Raw genomic sequence first — 26,484 nt, forward strand, 5'->3', positions numbered from 1 at the left:
CCCGCCGGCTTTTTTTATGGGAAATCCCAAAGCCTCAATGGCTGTCGCGGCGCGCCTCGGGCGCAACGTCACCCGTCCACAATTCCTCCTGTACCGCATTTTGAAATTCCATGACCTCGCGCCGCATGGCGGCGTCCTCATAACCGAGCGCCGTCAGACGGGCGGCCAGTTCACGGCACTCCCTGCGCCAGAAATCATTCGCCTCCACACCATGCAGTCGGTCGAGCATGGTTGCACATCGTTTTACGTCGGCAATGCGGTTCTTTGCCGGAAAGGCGATTACTTCTGAACTCGTTGTCACGCGGGCACCTTGCTCTTGCTGAGGAATCAATACCGACTTTTTAAAGGCGAGATGGTTAACGAAGTCTGCAGAGCGCCCAAGACGGCTCGCAAGGGCCATCGGCGAAAGGGTTTTACCGCCTCTCAGAAGCAGGAGCGGGTGTTTTCGGCAGGCCTGGTCGGGGCGAATCAGCAATTACCGAGGAATTTACCAATCGAGATTACCGAAATTTCATGCCGCAACCCTTAGAAGAAGTATATGTGTGTTGAAACAACACCGGTCTCATCGTATATTTCTTGCAAAGAAAAAAGAATGCCGCACCGCAGTCAGAAATGGAGAAATCGTTCTCGGGAGGAGAGCACCATGTATGCACCTCGTGTTTTTTTCAGCATGATCGGTGCATTGCTTACCTTTGCGGTTGCCACATATTTCATCCACGGCTCCTTCTATACGGCGTTCATCCAGACCCTCATCTGCGCCGTCATTCTGCAAGTCGGTTATTTTATTGGGATTCTGGTTCTCGTCGCCCGGGAAAAACGGCGGATGCGGGAAACCTTCTCGCGGGATCGCGCCGCGGAAACCCTGACGGCGGATACGGCTAAAAGCGCCCCGCCACATGGTGCGAAACTGACGGATATGTGACGCTTCGCACATCTTCTTTTATTGCGTCGCAAAAAAATCGCTTGCATCCACACGCCTGACACTTTCTGCTGGCCAAATCCTGACGGTTGGTCAAAGCAGAAGGACAACACATGGTGAGCGGTTCACAGCCCATTTGCGTCATCATCGCTGCGAAAAATGCATCCGAAACGATCGATATCGCCATACGCTCCGCTCTCGCGGAGCCGGAAGTCGGTGAGGTCGTCGTGATCGACGACGGTTCCACCGACACGACGAGCGAAGTTGCGCATGCGGCGGATGACGGCACGGGGCGTTTGAGGGTTGTGCGATTCGACGTCAATCGCGGCCCTTCGGCGGCCCGCAACCATGCTATTTCGATTTCCTCTGCCCCGCTCATCAGCATTCTCGATGCGGATGATTTCTTTTTCAGCGGCCGTTTTGCCGCCATGCTGGCCGATGACGACTGGGACCTCGTGGCCGACAATATTGCCTTCATCCAGCAATCGGTTCCCGGCGCCTCCTCCCTGCAGCCGGCACGCTTTGAACCGCAGGCGCGGTATCTGTCGCTCACGGAATTCGTGGAAGGCAATATTTCCAGGCCCGGCATCGAACGCGGGGAAACCGGCTTCCTGAAACCGGTGATACGCCGCGCTTTTCTCGACAAACACGCGCTGCGTTACGACGAGGCGCTGCGGCTTGGCGAGGACTATGAGCTTTATGTACGCGCACTTGCCGCCGGCGCCCGTTACAAGGTCATCCGCCATTGCGGTTATGGCGCGATCGTGCGCGGCAACTCGTTGAGCGGCCGTCATCGCACCGACGATCTTCGCCGCTTATACGAGGCGGACAGGGCGATTCTGGCGGGCTGCAAGCTTTCCGCGGAGGAAACGGCGATCCTGCGCGAACATGAAAGACATGTCCGCGCCAAATTCGAGCTGCGCCATTTTCTCGATGCAAAAAAGCAGAAAGGCATGGGCGGCGCACTGAGCCATGCCCTTGTGCGGCTGCCCGCCCTGCCCGCCATCACGCGCGGCATCTGGAGCGACAAGACCGCCCGCTTCCGCAAATCGCCGCCAGTGCGGGATGTGCGTTATCTGCTGGATGGCACGCCGGTTTCGTGAGGGGGAAAGACCACCTCACCAAATTTTCTGCCGTCATCCTCGGCCCTGTGCCGAGGATCTAATCCCATTGAACAAAATCGAAACGTTGCAGACCCTCGGGACAAGCCCGAGGATGACGTCGGCGCAATTGGCATGAGCGGCGTGCGAGCAATGACGACAGAGAAGTCAGAGGACGGCATTCCCGAGTAAAGGCGGCAGAGAGTTCTCTGCCGCATCCACTACCTTCACTCTCAGAGATAATCCCGCTTCACCGTTTCCAGAACGGCGGCGAAACGCTCCTTGCGCTCTTCCAGCCGGCCATCCGGGCTGAGACGCGGCTCCGCACGGCTTGCCTGCCAGAGCGCCAGCGTGGAAGGTGCGGCCAGCACCTGCTTGGCCAACTTGCGCAATGACCGGGGTTGCGTTTCCTGCGGCCGGACCATCACATCACCCTCATGCGCCGGGCCCTCATGCGCCAGGGCAGAACCGGCATCAGTGATGACGGGGGCTGATGGCGGCGGGAAGCTCATGCCCCAGAAGCGCGAGCCCTTTTTCGCGGCCTCGGCGCGGGTGGAAACCGGAACATAACGCGGCTGATATTCAACACCCACGCTGTCGGCCCAGTCGCTCCATTTGAAGCTGTTGATCGACGGCGAAGTGCTGACCGCGACCCATGGCACGCGGAAGGCATCGGCTAGGATTGCCCCGTGCATCGATTCGGCGACGATGAATTCCGACTGGGCGATGGCGCGGATGACGGCTTTCGCCTCACCGCGCGGGTCAAGATAGGTCAGACCCGCCGGTTCGCACACGGTTTCCCACATGCCGAATTCCGCCGATTCCCAATGGGGAACGAAGGTCTTCTTGTGAAGTTTCGGCAGGTTTTTGAACTCCGGCATCTCCGTTACCATCACGGCCGGATCGACGATGCCTTTTTCCGGGGAAAGCCCGAGCTTGGCGGCGGTTTTTTCGCCGCGCACGCAGCGAATATCCCAGAATTCGGTGCTGGTATCCGGCACCGCGCCATAACCATAACCGCTGCCGATGACCAGCTTGCGCTGTTTTGCGGGCAAAAGAACATCGTTCAGAACGGTGCCGACGCCGACCAGCATGACATCGTCATGCACATCGCGCAGGCCGGGGAGCAGAAAATCCCACAGCCACAGATTGAGATCATCACCGAAATTGCCGTGGTGAGATTCCCAGTGGTAAGGTTTCATGAGGTCACTCCTGGGGTGAAAAACATATAAATTCTTGCGGGCGAGAATTCGCTTATCGTGAGCGGACGATTTTTCCCGCACCGAGCTCGAAAGCGGCCCGCAGAAGTGCCGGATCACGCATCGCCCATTTCAGCAGCAGCCCGAATTCGGGTGCCTTGCGCCGTTTCAGATTGCCCGCCTGGCTCCACAGCGCCTGTTTGCGCGCCGTGTTTTTATAGGAAGCAATGGAGGCCACATCGGCCGGCCGGCGTGAAAAACGGCCTTCCAGCGTATCGAGCGCCACCCAGGTATTGAACTGCTGGCGCAGGAATTCCGGCGAGGTATTGTCGATGCTGTGGAAGATATTGACGCCCATTCCGCGCATCGCGCCGGCATCGTCACACAGCAGCGTGCGCTTCGATGCAAGGATGGAATCGCAGAAAAACAACACGTCTTCGGCCGCCAGACGAAGCGCCGGGTCGAAACGGATCTTTTCAAAAAGCGGACGACCGATCACCATGCAGGAGAGATGCAGGAAGCTCCAGTTGCGCAGCATGACGCTTGCGAGATCCGGCAGCTCGATCACCAGCGGCTTCTCGGAAAGCCGTGCCGCGCCCTCATTCTTTTCCAGTTCGGAAATGGCGAAATGATAATAAAATTCGTCACTTGCCTGCATGGATGCCCAGTAGCACTCGCCGCCGTAAGTCTCTAGCGCGAAGGCAGCATTCTGCAGATGATCGGGTGTCCAGATATCGTCGGAATCGAGGAAAGCGACATAGTCGGTACCCTCAGGCACATGGTCGAGACCGGTGTTACGGGCGCCGCCCGGACCGGCATTGGCCTGTTTAATGACGATAATCCGGTCTTTCTCAACCTGCGAAAGTTCCGCAAGTTCCTTGTCGATCGGGTATGGCGATTCGTCATCCACGATGACAAGATCGAAATCCTGGTAAGTCTGCGCAAAAACCGATGCGAGCGCACGTCCCAAGACACCGTGCTGCTTTTGGTAATAGGGAATGACGACAGTAAATCTTGCCATTGTTTCGCCCCTTGCGTTGATCAAGAAGTGTCGGGCCCGATCCTAAAAGCGGCCCCGATGGTATCGGCAACTCCCAACCGGCTTTCCTCCCGCCGGCCTCCAGAAACAGGATGCTTGTATGCCCCCAGCGCCAAATGTAAAGACCATCACCACGAATGTCGGCTGGAGCGTTTTATCAAAAACAGGGACATTCGGGCTTAAATTTGTCACGGTCCCCATTCTTGCAAGACTGCTCTCACCGGAAGAATTCGGCGTGGTTGCGGTAGGACTTACGGTTGTACAGTTCCTGACCATGATCGCCGGCGCAGGACTGACCTCCGCGCTGATCGTCGAGAAGGAAGAGGATATGGATACGATCCATACCGTCTTCTGGGCCAATCTGGCGATTTCCTGCACCATGGCCGCCGCCCTTTACATCTGGGCGGAATTTTTCGGCGGGTTGCTCGGCGCGGTGGAAAGCGCCTATCTCCTGCGCATCATGGCCTTCCTCATTCCGCTGCAGCTTGCCGGCGATGTCGCCTATTCGCTGCTCGCCCGGCGCATGAATTTCAGCAAGGACGCGCTGTGGAGCATGGCATCGGAAAGCATTGCGGCCATTGTCGCGGTGGCTCTCGCCTTTCTCGGCTTCGGCGTCTGGGCGCTTATCATCCAGCTATTTGCCGCCGCCCTCATCCGGCTCGTCGGGCTTTATGCCGTGTCCCGTTATTGCCCGCGTTTCGTCATGAAACCGCGCCGGCTGGTGCCGCTTCTCGGTTTCAGCTCGGGGCTTATGGGCTCGGAAATCGCCAATTTCGTCACCTTCCAGTCGCCGATGGTGGTGATCGCCCGGCATCTCGGGCTGGCGGATGCCGGCGCCTATTCCGCCTCCAACCGCTTTGCCAGCATTCCCAACCAGGTGGTTCTGTCCGCCGTCATGGGCGTTCTGTTTCCCGCCTTCAGCCGCATGATGGACGACCCGCAGCGCCGCCGCGACGCGCTGATGTTCAGTACCCAGGTGCTGACCGTGCTTTTGGCGCCGATGATGTTCGGCCTCTGGGCCGTAGCGGAACCGGCCATGCTGGTGATCTTCGGGCAGAACTGGGCCTATGCCTGGCCAGTTCTCGGTCTTCTGGCACTTTCCAAGGCCATTCTGACGCCGTGCAGCACCTTCATCCCCTATCTGAAGGGCGCGGGTTACGGCCGCGTGCTGTTCTGGTCGGCGACGATCCGCGCCATCGTTACCACGGTCGCGGTCTGGCTCGCCGCCCTTTATGGCACGCTGATCGATGCCATGGTGTGGCTGTGCATCGTCAATGCGGTGACGCTGGTTGCCTATTCCTGGGCGGTGTTCAAGGCGAGCGACACGCCGTTTTTCCGCGGCCTTTACGTCAGCAGCAGGCCGATGATCGCAGCGCTGATCATGGGTCTTGCGGTGCGCTATCTGCTTCACATCCTTGCGGACCGTATCCCCAGCGCCACCCTTCAGGTCCTCATCGGCGCCGCTGTCGGTGGCGTCATCTATGCGGTGCTCATCCTGCTGACCGAGCGTGCCCTGCTCAAGAAAATCTTCGGAATGGTCAAATCCCGGCGCATGCGGGACACCGCAACCCAAGGTTAGCAACCTCATAAAAAAACGCGCCTCATTTCCGCCGTGAAGCAGCTTTTCCGCGGTGATTTCATTCACCGCGGCAAGGGCGCGCAACAGCTGTTTTTGCAGCGCAACATCACGACAAATGACAATTTCGCACGCTTCAGCGATTTTTAACGATGCCAGACTTTGCGGAAATTATAGCAATTTCAATCGCTTGAATTTTCCCTGCGGCGAGAATGGCGCTAACGCCAGACAATCACCCGCAAATTCTAAGCTTGTGTTTTTCCCGCGTCGCCACATTTTATCCCAAAGTCGAAACCAGACTTTCCAGCGCGGGCTTAAGTTCGCTCTGGTTGCAACGCGGCGTGGGTGGACGCCGCCCAATAGGGGTGACTGATGTGACTGTCGATCAGAACCTATCCTCCCGTATCAACTTGATGCGCATATTACTGATCTCGGGGATTGTGTTCGTCCATGTGCCGCACAATGCCGAAACCAGCCCGTTTCTTGGCCTTTACGGCTTCTTCGACTGGCTGCGCGTTTTTCTGGGCGATGCCCTGTTCCGTATCGGCGTGCCCTGTCTCAGCGCCATTTCCGGTTACCTGCTGTTTCGCCGCGGCATGAGCAGTTTCGATTATCCAGCGACAATCCGCTCCAAGTCGAAAACCGTGCTGCTGCCTTTCCTCCTTTGGAATGGCGCGCTGTTTTCCGTCGTGCTGCTGATCCAGCTGTTCGATGTCGGCGTTGGTTATTTCCCTGACCTGTGGAACGCCAGCCCGCGTGAAATCATCAGCCATGGAACGGCGCTCGAAGAGTTGCCGGTGAATGTGCCGCTTTATTTCCTGCGTGATCTCTTCGTCTGCATCCTGCTGTCGCCGGTGCTCGCTTTTCTGATGCGCCGTTTCGCGCTGACGACGCTGGCGATCTTGCTCATCATCACCGCCATGCCGGATCTGACGATCTTCATCGTCCAGAAAAAATCCATCCTTTTCAGCTTCTCGCTCGGCATTGCGCTCGCGCTGCACCGGGTCGACGTCAAGGCCCTTGACCCCTATGCCGTGCCGATCATGGCGCTGACCTTTGCCGCCTCGGCCATATTGGCGACGGGACTTTATTTCACCGGTCCGGAATTCACCTTCTGGCTCAATATGTCGCGCAATCTGCTTGCGGTCTTCGGCGCACTTGGTTTCTGGGTCTCCTCGGCGATCCTGATCCGCAGCCGGCTTGGCCAGCGGCTTGCCGAAACCGGCAGCCTGAGCTTCTGGATATTCTGCGCCCACTACCCTTTGCTCGTCATCATGTGGATGGTGTGGAACAAGGGCGGACCGGATTTCTATCCCGCCTTCTATATCAGCGCGACGCTTTCCGCCTTCGTCATTCTGGTGATCAGCAACGCCCAGACCCGCAAATATCTGCCGGCCCTCTATTCCGTGCTGACCGGAAGCCGGAACGGCAAAGGCAAGACGAAGGCCGACTTTGCGGCAAAACGGGCCGCCATGATCGGCCCACCGACATCCGAAACGCTTTATTCGCAACGACAGAGGTGAACCAATGACAACATTTGTCACCCGCGTTCAGACACGCATTTTTCTCGCCGCGGCCCTTCTGGCCGCCCCTTTTGCGACGCCGGGCCAGGCGCAGGAAGGCAATGGCGCATCCTTCATCGAGAACTTCGATTCCATGGACAGAAGCTTCTGGTACGTTTCCGACGGCTGGAACAACGGCGCGCACCAGAACTGCACCTGGTCGAAGAAGCTGGCAACGGTGGAAAACGGCCAACTGACGCTCGGTTTCGAGGAAGCCAAGGCCGGCGACCGCAAATTCGCCTGCGGTGAGATCCAGACCAAGGGACGTTATCGTTACGGCACTTATGAAGCACGGATGAAAGCAGCCACCGGCTCGGGCCTGAACTCCGCCTTCTTTACCTATATCGGCCCGACCGACAAGAAGCCGCATGACGAAATCGACTTCGAGGTGCTGGGCAAGAATACCGGCAAGGTGCAGCTCAACCAGTATATTTCCGCCAAGGGCGGCAATGAGAAGCTGGTGCCGGTGGAGGGCGGAGCCGATGCCGGCTTCAACGATTACGCCTTTGTATGGGAGCCGCAGCGCCTGCGCTATTACGTCAACGGCAAGCTCGTCCATGAAGTGACGGACGAGACGAAAATCCCGCAAAACGCCCAGAAGATTTTCTTCAGCCTGTGGGGAACCGACACGCTGAAAGACTGGATGGGCGCGTTTTCTTATGCCGGCGCCACGCAGATGATTGTCGACCGTTTCGCCTTCACGGCGCTCGGCGACAAGTGCCAGTTCCCCGAATCCATCGCCTGCGCCCTCAACTGACCGTTCTTAAAAACCGGAACCCCGCATGACCCATGTTCTTTACCTCGCGCATGATCTGTCGGATCCCGCCATTCGCCGGCGGGTGCTGACCTTGCTTGCGGGTGGGGCACGGGTCACGCTGGCCGGTTTCCGGCGCGGTCAGAACCGGCTGGCTGAAATCGAGAGTGTCGTTCCCGTTGTACTCGGAGAAACCGCCGACGGGCAGTTTCTTCAGCGCATGGCGGCGGTGGCGAAAGCCAGCCTCTCGCTCGGCAAAACCTTGCGCGATATCCCGGTTCCCGATGTCATCCTCGCCCGAAATCTGGAAATGCTGGCCCTGGCAAAGCGCGCCATGTCCATCTATTCCAACCAGCCAGCGCTGGTTTACGAATGTCTCGACATTCACCGCCTGCTTCTGAACAAGGGCAAGCCCGGGCAGCTGCTGAATGCCGCACAGCGTTATTTCGCCCGTGACGCCAAGCTGCTGGTGACGAGTTCTCCGGCTTTCGTGGAGCATTATTTCAAGCCCGTCTCGGGGCTCAACCTTCCCGTTCTCTTGCAGGAAAACAAGGTGCTGGCGCTTGACGCCACCGTTGCCGCTGCCCCGCAGCCGCGCCCGCCCGCCCCTGGCGAGCCCTGGAGAATCGGCTGGTTCGGCGCGCTTCGCTGCCGCAAATCGCTCGAAATCCTCGCCGAATTTGCCCGCCGCATGGAAGGCAGGGTCGAAATCATCCTGCGCGGCCGCCCGGCCTATTCGGAATTTGCCGATTTCGATGGCTTTGTGGCCGCAGCCCCGCATGTGCATTTCCATGGGCCTTACAAGAACCCCGAGGATCTCGCGACCATCTATAACGAGGTGCAGTTCACCTGGGCGATCGACTTTTTCGAGGAGGGCCAGAATTCCAGCTGGCTGCTGCCCAACCGGCTTTACGAAGGTTGCCTTTATGGCACCCTGCCGATTGCGCTTGCCGGCACGGAAACTGCCCGCTTCACCGAAAAGCGCGATATCGGCTTCGTCCTGCAAAATGCGGGTGCTGATGATCTGGCCGCACTGTTTGCCCGGATGAACCCGCAAACCTATGCGGCCGCCTTCAACACCCTCTCGGCACTCGACAGGAAACAATGGCTGACCGACCGCGACGATTGCCGTCAGCTGGTCCAGCACTTGTCCTCGCTTGCCAAATCCGCCTCCGGCCATGCCCGTGATGCGCAGTTTTCACCCGTGTAGTGCGTAGGGGGCAAATCATGGAAGATCTTGGTCATTCCGGCATCAGAACGCTGATCGTCATTCCCTGCCTCAATGAGGCAAAAACGATCGAGGGACTGCTTGTCAAATTCACCGGCGCGATGAACGGGCGTCTTTTCCGCATCGTCGTTGCCGATGGCGGCAGCACGGATGGAACCCGTGATATCGTGTCCGCCTTCGCGGCAACGGACGAGCGTGTGACACTTCTCGCCAATCCGAAGCGCATCCAGAGCGCCGGCATCAACCTTGCCGTCGCCACCTTCGGCGAGGATTTCGACTACCTCATCCGCATCGACGCCCATGGTGATTATCCCGATGATTATTGCCAGCAGCTGATCGAGGATGCCGAGCGCACCGGCGCGGATTCCGTCGTGGTTGCCATGGATACGGTCGGCCACGGGCTGTTTCAGAAGGCGACGGCGATTGCCCAGAATTCCAAGCTCGGCAATGGCGGCTCCAAGCACCGCGAAGGCGCCAAAGGCCACTGGATCGACCACGGACACCACGCATTGATGCGGATTGCCGCCTTCGATGCGGTGGGTGGTTATGACGAGAGCTTCAGCCATAATGAGGATGCCGAACTGGATTTCCGCCTGCGCAAATCTGGTTTCCGCATCTGGATGACCGACAAGACCCGCATGACCTATTATCCGCGCGCCAGCGTCATGCCGCTGTTCCGGCAATATCTCGCCTATGGCCGCGGCCGTGCGAAGAACCTCCTGAAGCACCGGTCGATCCCGAAAATCCGCCAGATGATTCCGCTTGCCGTGCTGCCGGTGTTCATCTTTGCCTTGCTGTCGCTCATCCATTGGGCAGCACTTATTCCGCTCGGCCTCTGGATCGCCGCATGTTTGGGTTATGGCTTGTGGATGGCAATAGGTCAGAAAAACCCATACGGCCCGCTCGCCGCCTTTTCGGCGATGGTGATGCATCTGGCCTGGTCCACCGGCTTCTGGCTGGAACTCCTGAAATTCCGGGGAAGAAAGGCTGTCTCATGACCGACAACACCATCACCCGCCCGCATGATTCGAGAACCGTCGATATCGGCATCTGCACCTACAGACGCCCGGCGCTCGTCGCCACACTTCTGTCACTCTTTGAGCTGGAGGTGCCGGAAGGCGTGAAAATTCGCCTGATCGTCGCCGATAATGACGAGGAGCCAAGCGCCAGGGTGAGTGTGGACCGCCTGCGCGAAGCCGCGCCATTCGAGATCACCTATGTTCATTGCCCGAAGTCGAATATTTCGATTGCCCGCAATGCCTGCCTGTCGGAATGCAGGGCGGATTATCTCGCCTTCATCGATGATGACGAGACCGCCCCACCGCACTGGCTCGCCGCCCTGCTGAAAAAGGCCGACGAGACAGGCGCGGAAGCCGTTCTTGGCCCCGTCACGGCAGTTTACCGGGACAATGCACCGGGATGGATGAAACGCGGCGATTTTCACTCGACCGTTCCGGTCTGGGTCAACGGCGAGATCATCACCGGTTATACCTGCAACACGCTTCTCAGGATGGATGCACCCTCGGTGAAGGGCCGACGTTTCGCGCTGGCTCTCGGCCAGAGCGGTGGCGAGGACACACATTTCTTCTCGCACCTTCACGCCGCTGGCGGCCGTATCGTCTTTGCGGAAGATGCCGTTCTGTCGGAGCCGGTGCCGGAAAGCCGCGCCCGTTTCATGTGGCTTGCCAAACGCCGCTTCCGTTCCGGCCAAACCCATGGCCGCGTGCTGGCGGAAAAGAAACCCGGCATACGCCGCGTGATACAGGTGCTGAAGGCCGGTTCCAAGGTGCTTTATTGCGGTGTCTTCGCCGCCTTGAACGGCTTCAACGCCGTGCGACGCAATCGTTATGCGCTGCGCGGCGCGCTGCATATGGGTTCCGTGAGCGGCGCCTTCGGCGTGCGTGAAATCCGCCAATATGGCGCGGTGGAGGCGACCTGATGGAAAACCTCACCTCCCCGCCCGATATCAGCTTCGTCATCGCCGCCTATAATGCCGCCGATACGATCGAAGCCGCCATTCAAAGCGCGCTCGACCAGCAGGGAGTGACGCTGGAGGTGGTCGTCGTCGACGACCGCTCCGCCGATGACACCATACCGCTCGTGGAGGCGATCGCCGCCATCGACCCGCGTGTACGCCTGCTTGCGCTCGAAGAAAATCTCGGTCCGGGCGGTGCGCGCAATGCCGGCATCGAGGCCGCGACCGGCCGCTGGATCGCCGTCCTCGATTCCGACGATATCATTCGCCCGGAACGCTCCGCCTGCATGATGTGCCGGGCGGAAGCCGCAAGTGCGGCAATCGCGGTCGACAATCTCGACGTCGTCTACACCGACGGCAGGCCGATGGAGACCATGTTTCCGGAAGAGTTTCTGGAGGAAAGGCCGGTCCTCACCCTTGAGGACTTCATTTCCTCCAACATCCTGTTCCGCGCCACCTTCAATTTCGGTTACATGAAGCCGATGTTCCGGCGCGATTTCCTGAATGGCGAGGGACTGCGTTTCCGCGAGGATATCCGCATCGGCGAGGATTATATCCTGCTCGCCTCGGCGCTCGCCGCCGGCGGCCTCTGCGTCATCGAACCGAAGCCGGGTTACGTCTACAATATCCGCGAAGGCTCGATCTCGCGCGTGCTCGAGCTTCACCACGTCGAGGCGATGATGCGGGCGGATCAGGAATTCCTGAGCCATTACACCTTGCTGCCCGCCGCCATGGATGCGCAGCAGGCGAGAGCCCGCAGCCTGCGGTTGGCGCATAATTTTTTGACATTGGTGGAAAATATCAAGCGCCGCTCGGTACTCGGCGCCTTGAAGACCACGATCAGGGATCCTGCCGTGCTGGGGCACTTAAGAATGCCCATTGCAGTGCGGCTGAGGAGGCTGCGGGACGCGATGTTCGCGCCCGGAGCGAATACAGGGGTGAAAAGACAGATTTCGTGAAATTGACGCGTAGACGAAATCTGCGCGGGGACTGGGGACAGATCAAACCTTGATGAAGGAGAACGCGATGGACCTGAAGAGAACTGTCAGAAAAGCCGTCATTCCGGTAGCCGGCAACGGCACGCGGTTTTTGCCCGCCACCAAGGCGATGCCAAAGGAAATGCTGACGATCGTCGACCGACCGGTCGTGCAATATGCCGTTGACGAGGCCATGCAGGCCGGCATCGAGCACATTATTTTTGTAACGAGCCGCAACAAGACCGCCATCGAAGACTATTTCGACAGCGCACCGGAACTCATCAACACGCTGACCCGCTCCGGCAAGACCGTGCAGGTTTTGCAGCTGGAAAAGATGCTGCCCGTTGCCGGCACCGTCAGCTATACACGCCAGCAGGTGCCGCTCGGTCTCGGCCACGCCGTCTGGTGCGCGCGCGAGCTGGTGGGCAAGGAGCCTTTCGCGCTGCTGCTGCCGGACATGGTCTCCTATGGCGCACGCGGCTGCATTGCCGGGCTGATGGAACTTTATGATGAAGTCGGCGGCAATATTCTCGGTGTCGAGGAATGCCTGCCGGAAGAGGTCTCCTCCTATGGCGTCGTCGGCGTCGGCCAAAAGGTCAATCACGGCTTTTCCGTCACCGAAATGGTCGAAAAGCCGGAACCGTCCAAGGCGCCTTCGAATTATTACCTGAACGGTCGCTACATCCTGCAGCCGGAAATCTTCGATATCCTCGCCAAGCAGGAACGCGGCGCGGGTAATGAAATCCAGCTGACCGACGGCATGAAGCGGCTTGCCGAAAAGCAGGCTTTCCATGCCCAGAAATACAGCGGTCGCACCTTCGACTGCGGCAGCAAGCAGGGCTTCATCGCCGCCAATGTCGCCTTCTCGCTGCTGCGGGCCGACATGGAGGCGCAGGTTCTCGCTTCCGTGAAGGAACTGGTGGCGAACCACGAAAGCCGCGTCCAGGCGGCCTGACTTTCATCGCGCCGCCGGGGGAGGCGGCCGGCGCACCAATAACGGGAGGCGGGAAGGCGAGTGTGGCTCGGCTTCCCGCGTACCATTTTTAATTCACAAGGTAGGTCCATGCACCACAAGACCTTTAAATCCAATATTGGTTTTCCGGAATCCGGCAAGGATTCCGACACGTTCATCGACCTCGACCGCCTGTGGGCCGCCGTGGTGCGCCGTGCCAATGTCATTGCCGCCTCCGTCATTGCCGCCGTGGTTCTGGCCGGCCTTTATCTGGTGCTTGCGACCCCCGTTTACACCGCGATGACGCAGGTGCTCTTGGATGAAAGCCTTTCCCGTTATGCGGAAGAGGAATCGCCGGTGCCCGCCGCGCAGATCGTCGACAACCGCATCGCCAGCGCCGTGGAAATCCTCAAATCCAAGGAAATGGCGCTGACCGTGGTCGACAAGGCCAGGCTCGACGAGAACGACACCATCGTCAATCCGCCGATGTCGCCGGTCGAACTCGTCAAGATCTCCGTGCGTGGCATCCTCGATCTCGTCCTGCCGGGCGATCCGCCGGCTTCCGAAGCCGCCATCCGCGCCGGGCGCCGTGAAAAGGCCGCCGCAGTGCTGCAGCAGTCGCTGACGGTGGAACGTGTGGGCCGCAGCTCGGTCATCGCCATCTCCACCCGCTCGACCGACCGGCAGCTCGCCGCGCAGATCGCCAAGACCTATGCGCAGGCTTACCTGACCGAGCAGCTGAACGCCAATTTCGACGCCAGCGAACGCGCCTCCGTATGGCTGCAGGAACGCATGACCGATTTGAACCAGCGCGCCCAGGCGGCGGAGCTGGCGGTGCAGAAATTCAAGTCGGACAACAACATCGTCTCCTCGCGCGGCGAGCTGATGTCCGAAGGCCAGCTTGCCGACCTGAACGGCCAGCTGATTGCCGCGCAGGCGGATGCCGCGACAGCGTCTGCCCGCTACAGCCAGTATAAATCGATCATCGACCGGGGACCGGATGCGGCTGTCGACAATGCCGTGGTTTCCGCCCGCGACACCGACAATTCGGTCATTCAGGATCTTCGCAAACGCTACATCACCATTTCCGACCGGCAGCAGGGCATCGTCCAGCAATTCGGCGCCGACCACCCGCAGGCGGTGGCGCTGGACGCCGAAAAGAAGGAAGTATCGCGGCAGATCTATCAGGAATTGCAGCAACTGACCGGCAGCCTGAAAAACGAATATGATGTCGCCAATTCCCGCGTGCAGTCGCTGCGCGACAATATCGACCGGGTGGCGGGCCGCAATTCCGAGGCCAACATCACCATGGTGCAGCTGCGCGAGCTCGAGCAGCGGGCAACGGCACTGCGTACCCTCTACCAGTCCTATCTCGGCCGGTTCGAGGAAGCCTCGCAGAAACAGTCGCTGCCGATCGCCAAAGCGCGCATCATCTCCGAAGCCGGTCTGCCGACATCACCTTCCAGCCCGAAAAAGACCATGACCATGGCCCTGTCCATCGTTCTGGGCCTGATGCTGGGCGGCGGTATCGCAGCGCTTCTCGAATTTCGCGACCGTTTCTTCCACACCGGCAACGATGTGCGCGACAATCTGCGCATGCGCTTCCTGGGTTACCTGCCCTTTATCGGCGAACGTGGCGTGGAAACCGCCAAACCGGGCAACAGCGCCGCCACTCCCGGCAGCGAAAACACCACACTTGACGAAAGCGGCCAGGTTTCGTTCCAGAAAATGCTGCGCCTTGCCGTCGACAGTCCACGTTCCAGCTTTGCCGAGACGCTTCGCAACGTGAAGTTGACGGCAGATGTCGTCATTCAGGAGCGCCAGTGCCGGGTCATCGGCGTCATTTCCTGCCTGCCGAATGAAGGCAAATCGGTCGTGGCGCTCAATCTCGCCGGGCTGATCGCTTCGACAGGCAAGCGCACGCTGGTGGTGGATGCCGATATCCGCAATCCCGGCCTCAGCCGCATGCTGACGACACGCCAATCCGCCGGTCTGGTGGAAGTCGTGCTCGATGAAGTTCCGTGGACGCAGGCGGTGAAGGTGGATACGCGCACGAAAATGGGCATCCTGCCGGTTTCCACCAGCAACCAGTTTGCCCATTCGAGCGAGCTTCTCTCCTCCTCCGGCATGCGCAAATTCATCGATTCTGCCCGCGAAGCCTGCGACTACATCATCGTCGACCTTGCGCCAGTGGTTCCCGTCATCGATGCCAAGGCGTTTGCGCCGCAGGTGGACGGTTTCGTCTTCGTCACCGAGTGGGGCAAGACGCCAATCCAGATGGTGCAGAACCTGATGGCCAACGAACCGCAGATCGCCAACAAGACGCTCGGCATCGTGCTCAACAAGACCGACATGACGGAATTGCAGCGTTATGCCGGCCCCGGCGGTTCGGAGCATTATCACGAGAGTTTCTCGGCCTATTACGGCGACGCCAAGCCGCCGGTGAAGGAAAACGCCTGAGGGCGATAACGGCGGCCCTGGTAAGCGGGGCCGTCGGAACGACGGAGGCTCACGCTGCCTTGCGCCGTTCCCCCCGAGCCGGGGTCCAGCCAGCCCAAGTCCTTGGGCTGGAAGGGGTCTTGGCACCGCACCAACGCGCGGCGGCTGGATACCGGATCTAGTCCGGCATGACGGAAGAATCGTAAAATCCCACCTGCTGCCTATGGCGTTACCTTCCAAAACTGCGCATTGATGGCCAACGCCACAATCAGCAGGACCTACCCCATGCCATCACCCATCGCCTTTGTTTCGCGGATGAATGCGGAAACGGAAGCCGTCTGGAAAGAGGCGCTTCGCGCCGCCATGCCGCAGGAAAAAATCCTGTCCTTCTCGGAGTTGACCGACGACCAGAAACTGGCAGTGGATTTCGCCATCGTCGCCAATCCCGATCCGGCCGATATTGCCGCACTTCCGGGCCTCACATGGATTCACAGTCTGTGGGCCGGCGTCGAACGGCTGGTGCTGGAACTGGGCGAGAAGGCTCCGCCCATCGTCCGGTTGAAGGACCCGGAGCTTTCCCGCGTCATGGCTGAAGCCGTGCTGGCATGGACCTATTATCTGCAACGCAACATGCCCGCCTATCGCGAGAACCAGCAAAAGGCGCTCTGGCAGGAGCTGGACTACCGCCACCCCGGCGAGATGACCATCGGCCTGCTCGGTCTCGGCGCGCTCGGCACGGCCGCGGCGCAGCGCCTCACCCATGCCGGGTTCAACGTCGCCGGCTGGAGCCGCTCGGAAAAGGCAATCGCGGGCGTGGAAACGCTGACCGGCGATGACGGGCTGCAAACATTGCTGAAAAAAAGCGACATCCTCGTCTGCCTCGTGCCGCTCACAGATGCGACGCGCGGCCTTCTCGATGCACGCCGTCTCACCACGATGAAACAGGGGGCTGCGCTCATCAATTTCGCCCGCGGCGCCGTCATCGTCGCCAATGACCTGATCGCGACACTCGATTCCGGCCCGCTTTCGCATGCCGTTCTCGATGTCTTCGAACAGGAGCCGCTGCCTGCGGCTTCGCTATTCTGGCGGCACCCGAAAATCACCGTGCTGCCGCATATTTCCGCGCCGACAAGCCGGGAAAGTTCGGCCCGAATCGTGGCCGGCAACGTCCGCATATGGCGGGAAACCGGCAATTTGCCGGAGACCGTCGATATGGCGCGCGGTTATTGAAACAGGCCGGCGGCGGTCTGTTCCGCCGCCACCGTCTTTGCCGCATCGGCCTGTTAATTGGCCGAGATGAACCGCTGCACGTCGCATAAAACCGTCGCTCATTGCTCCCGGCCATTTTTTAAATTTCGAAAAAATCCCTTTCTCGCGTAATATCCCGCTGCATCGCCTGGGCGATGGCGCGACTTCGCTATCCCGACACCGCAAATTTAAGATCGCATCGGCCGGGCCGGCAATTGATTGATAATTGCCAGCCTCAATACGCCAGAAATTGCCGCAAACGGAACGGCCACAAAGGAATTATTAAGCCTCAATACAGGGGCTGACGGTCGCGGTGCCGCCAGCACCCGGGTCTTCGCCACACCGCGACCAGAGGGAACAAAAATGAAAATACTTTTGGGTGCCACAATTCTTTCCGCCGGCTTCGCCTTTTCGGGCGGCGCAGCCTTTGCTGCGGACTGCGGAAACGTCACCATCGCCAGCATGAACTGGCAATCCGCCGAAGTCGCCGCCAATCTCGACAAATTCATTCTTGAAAATGGCTATGGATGCTCCGCCGAAATCGTCACCGGCGACACCGTGCCGACCCTGACCTCCATGGCCGAAAAGGGCCAGCCGGATATTGCACCGGAAGCCTGGGTCAGCCTGCAGCCGGAAATCGTCAAGCAGGGGCTGGAAGGCGGCAAGGTCGTCGCCGCTGCCAAGATCCTGTCGGACGGCGCCGTGCAGGGCTGGTGGATTCCGAAATATGTCGCCGACGCAAACCCCGATCTCAAGACCATTCCGGATCTCTTCAAGCATCCCGAACTTTTCCCCTCCCCTGAAGACAAGTCCAAGGGCGCCGTATTCAACGGCCCGCAGGGCTGGGGCGGCACGGTCGTCACCGCGCAGCTTTTCAAGGCTTTCGGTGGTGAAAAGGCCGGCTTTACCCTCGTCGACACGGGTTCCGCCGCAGGCCTCGACGGCTCCATCGCCAAGGCTTACGAAGCAAAGCAGCCATGGGTCGGTTATTATTGGGCTCCCACGTCGCTGCTCGGCAAATATCAAATGGTGAAGCTCGGCTTCGGCACCGAATATGATGCGGCCGAATGGAAGCGCTGCACCTCGATTGCCGATTGTCCGGACCCGAAGCCCAATGCATGGCAGGTGGATGACGTGCAGACGCTGGTCAGCAAGTCCTTTGCCGATCGTGCCGGCCCGGCCATGGATTATCTCAACAAGCGTGCCTGGACCAACGACACCGTCAACAAGCTGATCGCCTGGATGACGGACAATCAGGCGACCGGTGAAGACGGCGCCAAGCGTTTCCTGAAGGAAAACGAAGCCCTGTGGACGGGCTGGGTATCTCCTGAAGTCGCGCAAAAGGTCAAGGCCGCCCTTTAAGGCCGGTCCGATATGTCTGACCGGCACCCGGCGTCTGCCAAAGGCGACGCCGGGCCGCATCGCCGCAACGCATGTTTCGCGGGGCGCGCGGTGCGCCGGTTCAACAGGATAGAGCGTTCCGCCCGGCGTCCACGAAGACGCGCGGCGCTCTGGCGATTTTACTCCCGGAGCGCGGAGGATATCGATCCCCGCCTCCGGTTCGTCATGGAGAACAGGATATGGAATGGCTTTTCAAATTTCCGACCATGAATGACGATGCTCTGCGCGCGCTGAAAAAAGTCATCGACGAGGGGTTCCGGGCTTTCACCCGAACCTATGGCGGCGCAATCGAGGGACTGTTTACCCCCCTCCAGAGCTTCCTCATCGGGTCGGAAAGGCTTTTGATCGGCGCGCCCTGGCCGGTCGTTATTCTTATTGTCGGCGCGCTTGCCTGGTTCGGTAGCCGCAGCGCAACCATCGTCTCGCTTTGCTGCGGCATTCTTTTCGCCATAGGCTGGTTCGGCATGTGGGAAGACACGATGAAGACGATTTCGATGATCTTCGTCTGTGCCGTGCTGTCCATCATCATCGGCCTGCCGATCGGCATCGCCATGGCGCGCTCCAACCGCCTGCAGAACGTGGTCAACCCCGTTCTCGACGTGATGCAGACGATGCCGAGTTTCGTTTATCTCATTCCCGTCGTCATGCTGCTCGGCATCGGCCGCGTGCCGGGTGTCATCGCCGTCGTCATCTACGCCATTCCGCCGATGATCCGCCTCACCAATCTTGGCATCCGCATGGTCGACCGCGATGTGCTGGAGGCCGCCGATGCCTTCGGGTCTTCGAAGCGCCAGAAGCTTTTCAAGGTGCAGCTGCCGCTGGCGCTCCCCACCATCATGGCCGGCATCAACCAGACGATCATGATGGCGCTCGCCATGGTGGTCATCGCTTCCATGATCGGCGTGCAGGGTCTCGGCCAGCCAGTGCTGAAGGCCATCGCCAACCAGTATTTCACGCTCGGCGTGTTCAACGGGCTTGCCATTGTCGGCATCGCCATCATCTTCGACCGCATCAGCCAGGCCTATGGCCTTCGTCTGCAAAAACACCGGGAAGTGGCGCATGGCTAGTCAATCGATCGAAATTCGCAGCCTCTACAAGATTTTCGGCTCCAAGGCGGCAGATCACGTCGAAGCCGTGAAGGCCGGCATGTCCAAGGCCGAACTCAACGCCACGCATGGCCATGTGCTTGGTCTGCGCGACATCAACATCACCATGCCGGGCGGGCAGATCACCGTCATCATGGGCCTTTCCGGCTCGGGAAAATCGACGCTGATCCGCCACGTCAACCGGCTGATCGACCCGACCGCCGGCGAAATCCTCTATGGCGGCACCGATGTCTGTCGCTTGAACGAGACGGATCTTCTGGAATTCCGCCGCCACAAGACGGCGATGGTGTTCCAGAAATTCGGCCTGCTGCCGCATCGCAACGTGCTGCAGAATGTCGTCTATGGCCTTGAGGTGCAGGGCGTCGACAAGCGCGAGCGCGAGGAACGGGCCGAAGTCTGGATCAGGCGCGTCGGGCTCGAGGGCTTTTCCAGCCATTACCCCAACCAGCTTTCCGGCGGCATGCAGCAGCGTGTCGGCCTCGCCCGGGCACTGACCAACAATGCCGAAATCCTGTTGATGGACGAGGCCTATTCGGCGCTCGATCCACTCATCCGCGTCGATATGCAGACGGTGCTGCTGGAGCTGCAGAAGGAGCTGAAGAAGACCGTGGTTTTCATCACCCACGATCTCGATGAAGCGCTGCGGCTTGGCGACAAGATCGCCATCCTGCGTGACGGTGAGATCATTCAGCAGGGTACGGCGGCGGAAATCGTCATGTCGCCCGCCGACAGCTATATCGAGGCCTTCGTGGAAGAGGTCAATCGCGGCAGGGTCATTCGCCTCGGCGCCGTCGTGCAGCCGGAATTCTCCGGCCAGTCCCGCCTTCAGCTCGATGCCGATATGACGGTCGAGGAAGGCCTGCGCGCACTCGTCCGGGAAAATGTCAGCAGCGCCACGGTCATCGGGGAAAATGGCAAGGCGCTCGGCGCCATCACCACCGACGCCATCATGCGCTGCCTTGTGAAGACCGCGCATGGCGAGGAAGGCGGCATGGCGGAGCGGCTGTCAGGCTGAACCGTCAAGCCAACGGGCCATGCCCTTCGCCGCCGCCCTGCCGGTGGCGAAACAGGCGGTCAGGAGATAACCGCCTGTCGGCGCTTCCCAGTCCAGCATTTCCCCGGCAGCGAATATGCCGGGGAGCTTTCCCAGCATGTAGTTCTCATCGACACCGCTCCACGCGATACCACCGGCCGCCGAAATCGCCTCGGCAATCGGCCGTGGCCGCAGGAGCGGTATCTCCATGTGTTTTATTCTCGCAGCGACAAAATCATCCGGCATGGCCGCGATATCGGGGAAGATGTCCCGTAGCAGCCCGACCTTGACGGCGGAGAGGCCGGCGGCCTTGCGCATGCGGTTTGCGAAACTCTCCTTCCGGCCAAGCTTCGCCAGGTCACGGCTGAGCCGTTCGACCGTGCGTCCGGGCGCAAGATCAACCGCGAGCGAAGCGCCGCCCGCCTGTTCCAGCCGGTCGCGCAGCGCGGCGGAATGGGCGTAGACCACGCTGCCTTCGATGCCGTGCTTCGTTATCACGAACTCGCCCTGAAAGGCCCCGGCCGGGGAAATGGTGATGGTGGATTTCACCGCTTCGCCCGCAAAACGCTGGCGGAAAATATCGCTCCAATTGACATCAAAACCACAATTGGCGGGGCGGAACGGGGCGATCGCCACACCCTTTTCCACCAGCACCGGCACCCATGCCGCATCGGAGCCGAGCCGTGGCCAGCTCGCTCCGCCGAGCGCCATAAGCACGGCATCGGCCTTGAGGGCGACCGCACCCTCCGGCGTTGCAAACATCAGCCGGTCGCCGGAAAAACCCGTCCAGCGATGCCGCGTCCTGATGGTGACGCCCTGCGCCTCCAGCCGGGCGAGCCAGGCGCGCAACAGCGGCGAAGCCTTCATCACCTTGGGAAACACCCGGCCCGAGGTGCCGACAAAGGTTTCCTGCCCCAGCCGCTCAGCCCAGTCGCGCAGCATGTCCGGCGTGAAATCATCGAGGGCGGCGCGAAGCCTCGGTTCCGCGTCGCCAAAACGGCGACGGAAACTATCGTAATCTTCGGCATGGGTGATGTTGAGGCCGGATTTTCCGGCCATCAGCAATTTGCGCGCCACGGTCGGCATCGCCTCGAACACCGTCACGGCATGGCCCGCGGACGAGAGCATCTCGGCCGCCATCAGCCCCGCCGGTCCGCCGCCGATAATCGCGACCTGCCTCGCCTCGCTCAAAACCCTCTCCTTAGCCATCTTTACCGTTGAGAGCCTTATACCGATTTCCGGGCGCGAATATATGCGATATTGAAACGCCCATGTTCACGCTCGACCGCCCCGTCACCTTTTCGCAGGATATCAAAAAAAGCCGCTTCATCGCCTTTGCCGCACCGGTAACGGGCGAAGAGGATGCGAAAAACTTCCTCGCGGCGCATTCCGACCCCGATGCCAACCATAATTGCTGGGCATGGCGAACAGGCCAGACCTATCGTTTCAGTGACGACGGCGAGCCTTCCGGCACGGCCGGCAAACCGATCCTTCAGGCGATTGACGGTCAGGCGCTGGACAACGTGGCGGTTCTCGTCATCCGCTGGTTCGGCGGCATCCTGCTTGGCAGCGGTGGGCTGATGCGCGCCTATGGCGGCACGGCGGCAGCCTGCCTGCGGCTCGGCGAGACGTCACCCGTCATCGCCTATGTCAGCGCCACACTGAGCTGCCCCTTCTCCGATCTGGCGCTGGTGAAATCGCGCCTTTCCGCCACGCCGAACCTGCGGCTGGAGCGGGAGGATTTCACCGGTACCGGCGCGGATATGCTGCTCTCCGTTCCGACAGAGGAAGCCGAACGGCTTACCCGACTTTTGAGCGATCTGACCAGCGGGCGCGTCAATCTCGATATTCCCGACTAGCGCCTGTCCGAACACGAGATTCGTGCTAAGGAAGCGGCATGTCATCTGAGCTTTCCAACCCCATCTACAATCCGCCGCTCGAGCCCTGGCTCACCATCGTGCACCGCGACGACGACCTGCTGGTGCTGGACAAGCCGAGCGGGCTTTTATCCGTGCCCGGGCGCGATCCCGCGCTTTCCGACAGCCTTTTGACGCGGGTGCAGAAACAGTTTCCGAAAGCCCTGATGATCAACCGGCTGGACAAGGACACATCAGGCATCGTGCTGATGTCCCTGAACCGCAAGGCACATGCTGCGATCGCCGCCCAGTTCGAGAAGCGTGAAACGCGCAAATCCTATGTGGCCGTCGTCTGGGGCGCTGTCGCGGGTGAAGAAGGCGAAGTGGACCTGCCGCTGGCGATCGACCCCGACAACAAACCCCGCCACCGCGTGGACCATGAAAACGGCAAGCCGGCGCAAAGCCTCTGGCGCGTGTTGGAGCGATTGCCGCTTCCGGCAACACGGCTGGCGCTTAGCCCCCTCACCGGCCGCACCCACCAATTGCGGGTGCATATGAAGGCGCTTGGCCATCCCATTCTCGGAGATGAGTTTTATGCCGAAGGCGAGCCACTCGCCGCCGCGCCGCGCCTGATGCTGCATGCGCAAGGGGTCGGCTTCCGCCATCCCGATGGCCGCGACGTCACCTATACCGTGCCCTGCCCGTTCTGAGGTCGCAGATGAAGGAAGAAAACGAAAGTTTCGTAGTGGATTTTGTCGGCGGCGCTGTCGGCCACCGTTTCCGCTCCGGCGAAGGACGTGGACAGGCCCTGCCGAAAGCTGCCGGCTTCACCAAGGGCCGCACGCCAAAAATCGTGGACGCCACGGCCGGGCTGGGGCGGGATGCCTTCCTGCTCGCCTCGCTCGGGGCTGATGTCACCCTCATCGAACGTTCGCCGGAGATGCATGCCCATCTCGCCGATGGCATTCGCCGCGCCCTGGAAGCGGGCGGCGCCTATGCCGAGGCGGCGGCGCGCATGACACTGCTGCATGGCGACTCCCGTCAGTTGCTGAAGGAGCTTTCCCCCGAGGTGGTTATCGTCGACCCCATGCATCCGCCGCGCCACAATACAGCGCTGGTGAAAAAGGAGATGCGGGTGCTCAGGGAACTGGTCGGCTCCGATCCCGATCAGGTGGAGCTTATGGAGGCGGCGCTTGAAAATGCAACGAAACGGGTGGTGCTGAAATGGCCGCTGCGCGCCGAGCCGATGCCGGGCATTCGCAAGCCCTCGCACCAGATCATCGGCAAGAACACCCGTTATGATGTCTTCATGATCTTCGGAAAATCTCTCGATCCGGAGGAATGATCAGCGGAAGCTCGGCTTGCGCTGTGCATTCATCAAAAGCTCGTGCCGGGATGCAAATTCGCCGAACAGTTTTCTGAGCCGGGTCTCTTCCGCCTTGTCCAGCCGGTAACGGCGGCAGAATTCCGCGACATTCAGGATCGGCCTGGTTCTGTTCCCGTCGATGGTTTTATTGTCGATGATCTGCATAACACCCTCCTTGTTACCAGAGGGAAAACGTGGCGGAGGACCGGCGGTTCCTTATGAATTCGCATGGATGAGAAAAGGGAGCCCCGCCTGCACACGGCACGATCAAGTTTTCTTGAAACTATCGCAGGAAACGAAATCCTCCCCAAATGGTTTCCCACCAGATGCCAACGGAGGAAGGGAGACCCATGTTCCGCAACAACCGATTTCTGAGTTCGACAATGCTGCTTGCGTTGCTCGCCGTGCCGCTTGCAGGCGCAGCCCATGCACAGACCGCCCCGGCTGCCGAAACGAAACGGCCGAATGCGCCGGATCAGAAACCGGCTTTTGAGGGTCAGACCCGCGCACCGCAGGCTGCTGCCCAGCCGAACGTCGAAAAAACCGTCGTCGCCGAGGGGCTGCCCCATCTCTGGTCCATGGAATTCCTGCCCGATGGCCGCATGATCGTGGCTGCGAAGGAGGGTGCCATGCATATCGTCGCCGATGGCAAGGCCGGCCCGGCGATAGAAGGTGCGCCGGAGGTCGCCTCCGACGGACAGGGCGGTCTTCTCGACATAGCGCTGGCACCGGATTTCGAAACATCGCGCAAGATATTCTTCTCCTTCTCCGAACCGCGTGATGGCGGCAACGGCACCTCCGTGGCCTCCGCCAAGTTGACCGAACAGGGAGGCACGGCGAAGCTGGAAGACGTCTCGGTGATCTTCCGCCAGATGCCGACCTATGACGGCGACAAACATTTCGGATCCCGCCTCGTCTTCGGCCCGAACAACGAGCTTTACGTCACCGTTGGCGAGCGTTCGGACGCGAAGCCACGCGTGCAGGCGCAGGATCTGTCGAGTGGTCTCGGCAAGGTCTTCCGCATCGATACGCAGGGCAAGGCCTTCAAGGGCAACCCCTTCTCCGGCCAGCAGAATGTCCTTCCCGAAATATGGAGCTACGGCCACCGCAACATGCAGGCGGCAGCGCTCGACGGCCAGGGCAGGCTCTGGACCGTGGAACATGGCCCAAGGGGTGGCGACGAGTTGAACAGGCCGAAAGCGGGTTTGAATTACGGCTGGCCCGTCATAACCTATGGCGTCGAATATAGCGGCCGGTCCGTCGGCCAAGGTATTACCGCAAAGCGGGGCATGGAACAGCCGGTCTATTATTGGGATCCGGTCATCGGCCCTTCCGGCATGGCCTATTATGACGGTGACCTGATTCCGGAATGGAAGGGCGCCTTCATCGTCGGCGGGCTGGTGAGCCAAGGCCTCGTCATCCTGCATATCGATGGTGACAAAGTCGCAACCGAAAGCCGGCTGCCGCTCGAAGCGCGCATCCGCGACGTCAAGATCGGGCCAGACGGCGCGGTCTACGCTGTGACCGAGGAACGCGGCGGCGGCGAATCCCAGATTATCAGGATCGCCAAAGCCGGCTAAAAAGGCCGGCCAAGAAAACGGATGATCGGAACGACAGGCCGCCGGAACGAAGGCGGCCTGTTTTTCGTTTGCCGCAGCGTGAAACCTGCCGGGAAAAACAATGCCACAACCGCCGACCCGCCTTCTTGCCAAAATCGGACTTGCCTATGTCAACGATCAGGAGCCGGGTATTTCCCGCGAAAAACGCGGGCGGGGTTTCTGTTACCGCTTACCGGACGGCGAGCTTCTCTCCGACAGCGTCGAACTGAAGCGCATCAAATCGCTCGGCGTGCCGCCTGCCTACAGGGACGTATGGATATGCATCGATCCGTCAGGGCATTTGCAGGCCACGGGCTTTGATGCGCGCGGGCGAAAACAATATCGCTATCATCCCGACTGGCACGCGCTGCGCGGTGAGACGAAATTCTTCCAGCTCAAGAGCTTCGGCAAGGCGCTGCCCGCCATCCGCCGCCGGGCCATTGCCGATATCGAAAAGCAGGATCATGGGCAGGAGATGACGCTAGCGGCGCTTACCCTGCTGCTCGACGCGGCCTATCTGCGCGTCGGCAACCGCTCCTATCTCGAAACAAACGGCACCTATGGCGCGACGACCCTGCTCAAGCGCCACGTTTCCTTCGGCGAAACCATCGAACTGCGGTTTGCGGCAAAGGGCGGACAGAAGGTGAAACGGCAATTGCGCCACCCGCGCCTTCAGAAAATCCTCGAGGAAATTGCCGATCTGCCCGGCAAGGAACTTTTCGTCTGGCAGGATAGCGAAAACCGGGTGCATTCCGTCGATTCCAGCGATCTTAATGCCTACCTCTCCCGCATCGGCGGTGAGGGCATTTCAGCCAAGACCTTCCGCACCTGGGGCGGAACGCTCGCGGCCTTCTGCAACGCGATGGAACATGTGGCTACGGGTGAAAAACCGAGCATAAAGGGCATGTGCCAGGCGGCCGCAACCGAGCTTTCCAACACGCCCGCCATCTGCCGCAAGAGCTATGTGCACCCCGCCGTTCTCGACATAGCGACAGAAGAAAAAGCGCGGAAAAAACTCGGTCGTATCCTGAAGGTTGGTGCAAAGCCCGTCTCCGGCCTCAGGGCCGATGAAAGACGGCTGCTCGCCTTCCTGCCTTAGAGCATTTCCAGTAAAAGTGCGTAGCGGTTTTACGTCCGGATAATGCGATAAAACAAA

The 26,484-nt window shown here is 60.2% G+C and carries 25 protein-coding genes; 20 read left to right on the top strand and 5 right to left on the bottom strand.

Annotation, left to right across the window (positions count from 1 at the left end):
* Positions 1–34 precede the first annotated feature (34 nt).
* Complete coding sequence (locus QD336_RS17135) at positions 35–301, bottom strand: DUF6074 family protein (protein WP_499171453.1); 267 nt, start codon at positions 299–301, stop codon at positions 35–37.
* Between the two features lie 342 nt (positions 302–643).
* Between QD336_RS17135 and QD336_RS17140 the strand changes: the two genes are divergently transcribed.
* Positions 644–922, top strand: coding sequence for an exopolysaccharide production repressor protein (locus tag QD336_RS17140; protein WP_269345142.1), 279 nt, complete (start codon positions 644–646; stop codon positions 920–922).
* 110 nt (positions 923–1,032) lie between these two features.
* Positions 1,033–2,022, top strand: coding sequence for a glycosyltransferase family 2 protein (locus tag QD336_RS17145; protein ID WP_269344914.1), 990 nt, complete (start codon positions 1,033–1,035; stop codon positions 2,020–2,022).
* A gap of 230 nt (positions 2,023–2,252) precedes the next feature.
* On the opposite strand, the gene QD336_RS17150 is transcribed toward QD336_RS17145, so the two are convergent.
* On the bottom strand, positions 2,253–3,221 hold the full coding sequence (locus QD336_RS17150; protein ID WP_499171454.1) for a polysaccharide pyruvyl transferase family protein: 969 nt from the start codon (positions 3,219–3,221) through the stop codon (positions 2,253–2,255).
* 52 nt (positions 3,222–3,273) lie between these two features.
* Positions 3,274–4,239 carry a glycosyltransferase family 2 protein gene (locus QD336_RS17155; RefSeq protein WP_499171455.1) on the bottom strand — a complete coding sequence of 322 codons (966 nt, stop codon included), beginning with the start codon at positions 4,237–4,239 and terminating at the stop codon, positions 3,274–3,276.
* Positions 4,240–4,357: 118 nt separating this feature from the next.
* On the opposite strand from QD336_RS17155, the gene QD336_RS17160 reads away from it, so the two are divergent.
* The 13 genes from QD336_RS17160 (at position 4,358) to QD336_RS17220 (ending at position 20,490) form a co-directional block, all read left to right on the top strand.
* On the top strand, positions 4,358–5,836 hold the full coding sequence (locus tag QD336_RS17160) for a lipopolysaccharide biosynthesis protein (protein WP_499171457.1): 1,479 nt from the start codon (positions 4,358–4,360) through the stop codon (positions 5,834–5,836).
* A gap of 371 nt (positions 5,837–6,207) precedes the next feature.
* Positions 6,208–7,356, top strand: a complete 1,149-nt coding sequence (locus QD336_RS17165; protein ID WP_499171458.1) for an acyltransferase family protein — start codon at positions 6,208–6,210, stop codon at positions 7,354–7,356.
* Positions 7,357–7,360: 4 nt separating this feature from the next.
* Entirely contained in the window at positions 7,361–8,152 is a 792-nt protein-coding gene (exoK, locus tag QD336_RS17170) for an endo-1,3-1,4-beta-glycanase ExoK (RefSeq protein ID WP_269344904.1), read from the top strand.
* Between the two features lie 25 nt (positions 8,153–8,177).
* Positions 8,178–9,359: a glycosyltransferase family protein gene (locus tag QD336_RS17175; protein ID WP_499171459.1), complete on the top strand. Its 1,182-nt coding sequence runs from the start codon at positions 8,178–8,180 to the stop codon at positions 9,357–9,359.
* Between the two features lie 17 nt (positions 9,360–9,376).
* The gene (locus QD336_RS17180) at positions 9,377–10,375 is read left to right on the top strand and encodes a glycosyltransferase family 2 protein (RefSeq protein ID WP_499171460.1); all 999 of its coding nucleotides are present in this window, start codon (positions 9,377–9,379) and stop codon (positions 10,373–10,375) included.
* Positions 10,372–11,316, top strand: coding sequence for a glycosyltransferase family 2 protein (locus QD336_RS17185; protein ID WP_499171461.1), 945 nt, complete (start codon positions 10,372–10,374; stop codon positions 11,314–11,316). Before QD336_RS17180 ends, QD336_RS17185 begins: the two co-directional genes overlap by 4 nt.
* Positions 11,316–12,311, top strand: a complete 996-nt coding sequence (locus QD336_RS17190) for a glycosyltransferase family 2 protein (protein WP_269344897.1) — start codon at positions 11,316–11,318, stop codon at positions 12,309–12,311. The genes QD336_RS17185 and QD336_RS17190 overlap by 1 nt, the downstream gene beginning before the upstream one ends.
* A gap of 67 nt (positions 12,312–12,378) precedes the next feature.
* Positions 12,379–13,284: a UTP--glucose-1-phosphate uridylyltransferase gene (locus QD336_RS17195; protein WP_499171462.1), complete on the top strand. Its 906-nt coding sequence runs from the start codon at positions 12,379–12,381 to the stop codon at positions 13,282–13,284.
* A gap of 108 nt (positions 13,285–13,392) precedes the next feature.
* The gene (locus tag QD336_RS17200; RefSeq protein WP_499171463.1) at positions 13,393–15,741 is read left to right on the top strand and encodes a polysaccharide biosynthesis tyrosine autokinase; all 2,349 of its coding nucleotides are present in this window, start codon (positions 13,393–13,395) and stop codon (positions 15,739–15,741) included.
* A 264-nt stretch (positions 15,742–16,005) separates the two neighbouring features.
* On the top strand, positions 16,006–16,950 hold the full coding sequence (locus QD336_RS17205) for a 2-hydroxyacid dehydrogenase (protein WP_499171464.1): 945 nt from the start codon (positions 16,006–16,008) through the stop codon (positions 16,948–16,950).
* Between the two features lie 381 nt (positions 16,951–17,331).
* Complete coding sequence (locus QD336_RS17210) at positions 17,332–18,330, top strand: ABC transporter substrate-binding protein (protein WP_499171465.1); 999 nt, start codon at positions 17,332–17,334, stop codon at positions 18,328–18,330.
* A 218-nt stretch (positions 18,331–18,548) separates the two neighbouring features.
* Positions 18,549–19,436 carry an ABC transporter permease gene (locus tag QD336_RS17215; RefSeq protein ID WP_269344887.1) on the top strand — a complete coding sequence of 296 codons (888 nt, stop codon included), beginning with the start codon at positions 18,549–18,551 and terminating at the stop codon, positions 19,434–19,436.
* Entirely contained in the window at positions 19,429–20,490 is a 1,062-nt protein-coding gene (locus QD336_RS17220; RefSeq protein ID WP_269344885.1) for a quaternary amine ABC transporter ATP-binding protein, read from the top strand. Before QD336_RS17215 ends, QD336_RS17220 begins: the two co-directional genes overlap by 8 nt.
* Here the strand turns inward: QD336_RS17220 and QD336_RS17225 are convergent.
* Positions 20,482–21,717, bottom strand: a complete 1,236-nt coding sequence (locus tag QD336_RS17225; RefSeq protein WP_499171466.1) for a TIGR03862 family flavoprotein — start codon at positions 21,715–21,717, stop codon at positions 20,482–20,484. The two genes, QD336_RS17220 and QD336_RS17225, sit on opposite strands and share 9 nt — an antisense overlap.
* A 62-nt stretch (positions 21,718–21,779) precedes the next feature.
* On the opposite strand from QD336_RS17225, the gene QD336_RS17230 reads away from it, so the two are divergent.
* From QD336_RS17230 to QD336_RS17240, 3 genes are read left to right on the top strand one after another with little or no spacing between them, the layout of a single operon-like run.
* Positions 21,780–22,367, top strand: a complete 588-nt coding sequence (locus tag QD336_RS17230) for an IMPACT family protein (RefSeq protein WP_269344882.1) — start codon at positions 21,780–21,782, stop codon at positions 22,365–22,367.
* A gap of 38 nt (positions 22,368–22,405) precedes the next feature.
* Positions 22,406–23,074 (top strand): pseudouridine synthase, encoded by a 669-nt coding sequence (locus QD336_RS17235; RefSeq protein WP_499171467.1) that lies wholly within the window; start codon positions 22,406–22,408, stop codon positions 23,072–23,074.
* Between the two features lie 8 nt (positions 23,075–23,082).
* Positions 23,083–23,709: a class I SAM-dependent methyltransferase gene (locus tag QD336_RS17240; protein WP_269344878.1), complete on the top strand. Its 627-nt coding sequence runs from the start codon at positions 23,083–23,085 to the stop codon at positions 23,707–23,709.
* On the opposite strand, the gene QD336_RS17245 is transcribed toward QD336_RS17240, so the two are convergent.
* Positions 23,710–23,895, bottom strand: coding sequence for a hypothetical protein (locus QD336_RS17245; protein WP_020812967.1), 186 nt, complete (start codon positions 23,893–23,895; stop codon positions 23,710–23,712).
* Positions 23,896–24,080: 185 nt separating this feature from the next.
* Between QD336_RS17245 and QD336_RS17250 the strand changes: the two genes are divergently transcribed.
* Positions 24,081–25,310 (top strand): PQQ-dependent sugar dehydrogenase, encoded by a 1,230-nt coding sequence (locus QD336_RS17250; protein ID WP_499171468.1) that lies wholly within the window; start codon positions 24,081–24,083, stop codon positions 25,308–25,310.
* Between the two features lie 100 nt (positions 25,311–25,410).
* On the top strand, positions 25,411–26,427 hold the full coding sequence (locus tag QD336_RS17255; RefSeq protein WP_499171469.1) for a DNA topoisomerase IB: 1,017 nt from the start codon (positions 25,411–25,413) through the stop codon (positions 26,425–26,427).
* Positions 26,428–26,484 lie beyond the last annotated feature (57 nt).

Source organism: Rhizobium sp. BR 250 (genome assembly GCF_047445855.1).
GTDB classification, from domain to species: Bacteria; Pseudomonadota; Alphaproteobacteria; order Rhizobiales; family Rhizobiaceae; genus Agrobacterium; species Agrobacterium tumefaciens_I.

Excerpts from the sequence above, each read along its gene's own strand:
- QD336_RS17140 (WP_269345142.1), top strand. The coding sequence starts at position 644 with ATGTATGCACCTCGTGTTTTTTTCAGCATGATCGGTGCATTGCTTACC.
- QD336_RS17145 (WP_269344914.1), top strand. The coding sequence starts at position 1,033 with ATGGTGAGCGGTTCACAGCCCATTTGCGTCATCATCGCTGCGAAAAAT.
- QD336_RS17150 (WP_499171454.1), bottom strand. The coding sequence starts at position 3,221 with ATGAAACCTTACCACTGGGAATCTCACCACGGCAATTTCGGTGATGAT.
- QD336_RS17155 (WP_499171455.1), bottom strand. The coding sequence starts at position 4,239 with ATGGCAAGATTTACTGTCGTCATTCCCTATTACCAAAAGCAGCACGGT.
- QD336_RS17160 (WP_499171457.1), top strand. The coding sequence starts at position 4,358 with ATGCCCCCAGCGCCAAATGTAAAGACCATCACCACGAATGTCGGCTGG.
- exoK (WP_269344904.1), top strand. The coding sequence starts at position 7,361 with ATGACAACATTTGTCACCCGCGTTCAGACACGCATTTTTCTCGCCGCG.
- QD336_RS17175 (WP_499171459.1), top strand. The coding sequence starts at position 8,178 with ATGACCCATGTTCTTTACCTCGCGCATGATCTGTCGGATCCCGCCATT.
- QD336_RS17180 (WP_499171460.1), top strand. The coding sequence starts at position 9,377 with ATGGAAGATCTTGGTCATTCCGGCATCAGAACGCTGATCGTCATTCCC.
- QD336_RS17185 (WP_499171461.1), top strand. The coding sequence starts at position 10,372 with ATGACCGACAACACCATCACCCGCCCGCATGATTCGAGAACCGTCGAT.
- QD336_RS17190 (WP_269344897.1), top strand. The coding sequence starts at position 11,316 with ATGGAAAACCTCACCTCCCCGCCCGATATCAGCTTCGTCATCGCCGCC.
- QD336_RS17195 (WP_499171462.1), top strand. The coding sequence starts at position 12,379 with ATGGACCTGAAGAGAACTGTCAGAAAAGCCGTCATTCCGGTAGCCGGC.
- QD336_RS17200 (WP_499171463.1), top strand. The coding sequence starts at position 13,393 with ATGCACCACAAGACCTTTAAATCCAATATTGGTTTTCCGGAATCCGGC.
- QD336_RS17205 (WP_499171464.1), top strand. The coding sequence starts at position 16,006 with ATGCCATCACCCATCGCCTTTGTTTCGCGGATGAATGCGGAAACGGAA.
- QD336_RS17210 (WP_499171465.1), top strand. The coding sequence starts at position 17,332 with ATGAAAATACTTTTGGGTGCCACAATTCTTTCCGCCGGCTTCGCCTTT.
- QD336_RS17215 (WP_269344887.1), top strand. The coding sequence starts at position 18,549 with ATGGAATGGCTTTTCAAATTTCCGACCATGAATGACGATGCTCTGCGC.
- QD336_RS17220 (WP_269344885.1), top strand. The coding sequence starts at position 19,429 with ATGGCTAGTCAATCGATCGAAATTCGCAGCCTCTACAAGATTTTCGGC.
- QD336_RS17225 (WP_499171466.1), bottom strand. The coding sequence starts at position 21,717 with ATGGCTAAGGAGAGGGTTTTGAGCGAGGCGAGGCAGGTCGCGATTATC.
- QD336_RS17230 (WP_269344882.1), top strand. The coding sequence starts at position 21,780 with ATGTTCACGCTCGACCGCCCCGTCACCTTTTCGCAGGATATCAAAAAA.
- QD336_RS17235 (WP_499171467.1), top strand. The coding sequence starts at position 22,406 with ATGTCATCTGAGCTTTCCAACCCCATCTACAATCCGCCGCTCGAGCCC.
- QD336_RS17240 (WP_269344878.1), top strand. The coding sequence starts at position 23,083 with ATGAAGGAAGAAAACGAAAGTTTCGTAGTGGATTTTGTCGGCGGCGCT.
- QD336_RS17245 (WP_020812967.1), bottom strand. The coding sequence starts at position 23,895 with ATGCAGATCATCGACAATAAAACCATCGACGGGAACAGAACCAGGCCG.
- QD336_RS17250 (WP_499171468.1), top strand. The coding sequence starts at position 24,081 with ATGTTCCGCAACAACCGATTTCTGAGTTCGACAATGCTGCTTGCGTTG.
- QD336_RS17255 (WP_499171469.1), top strand. The coding sequence starts at position 25,411 with ATGCCACAACCGCCGACCCGCCTTCTTGCCAAAATCGGACTTGCCTAT.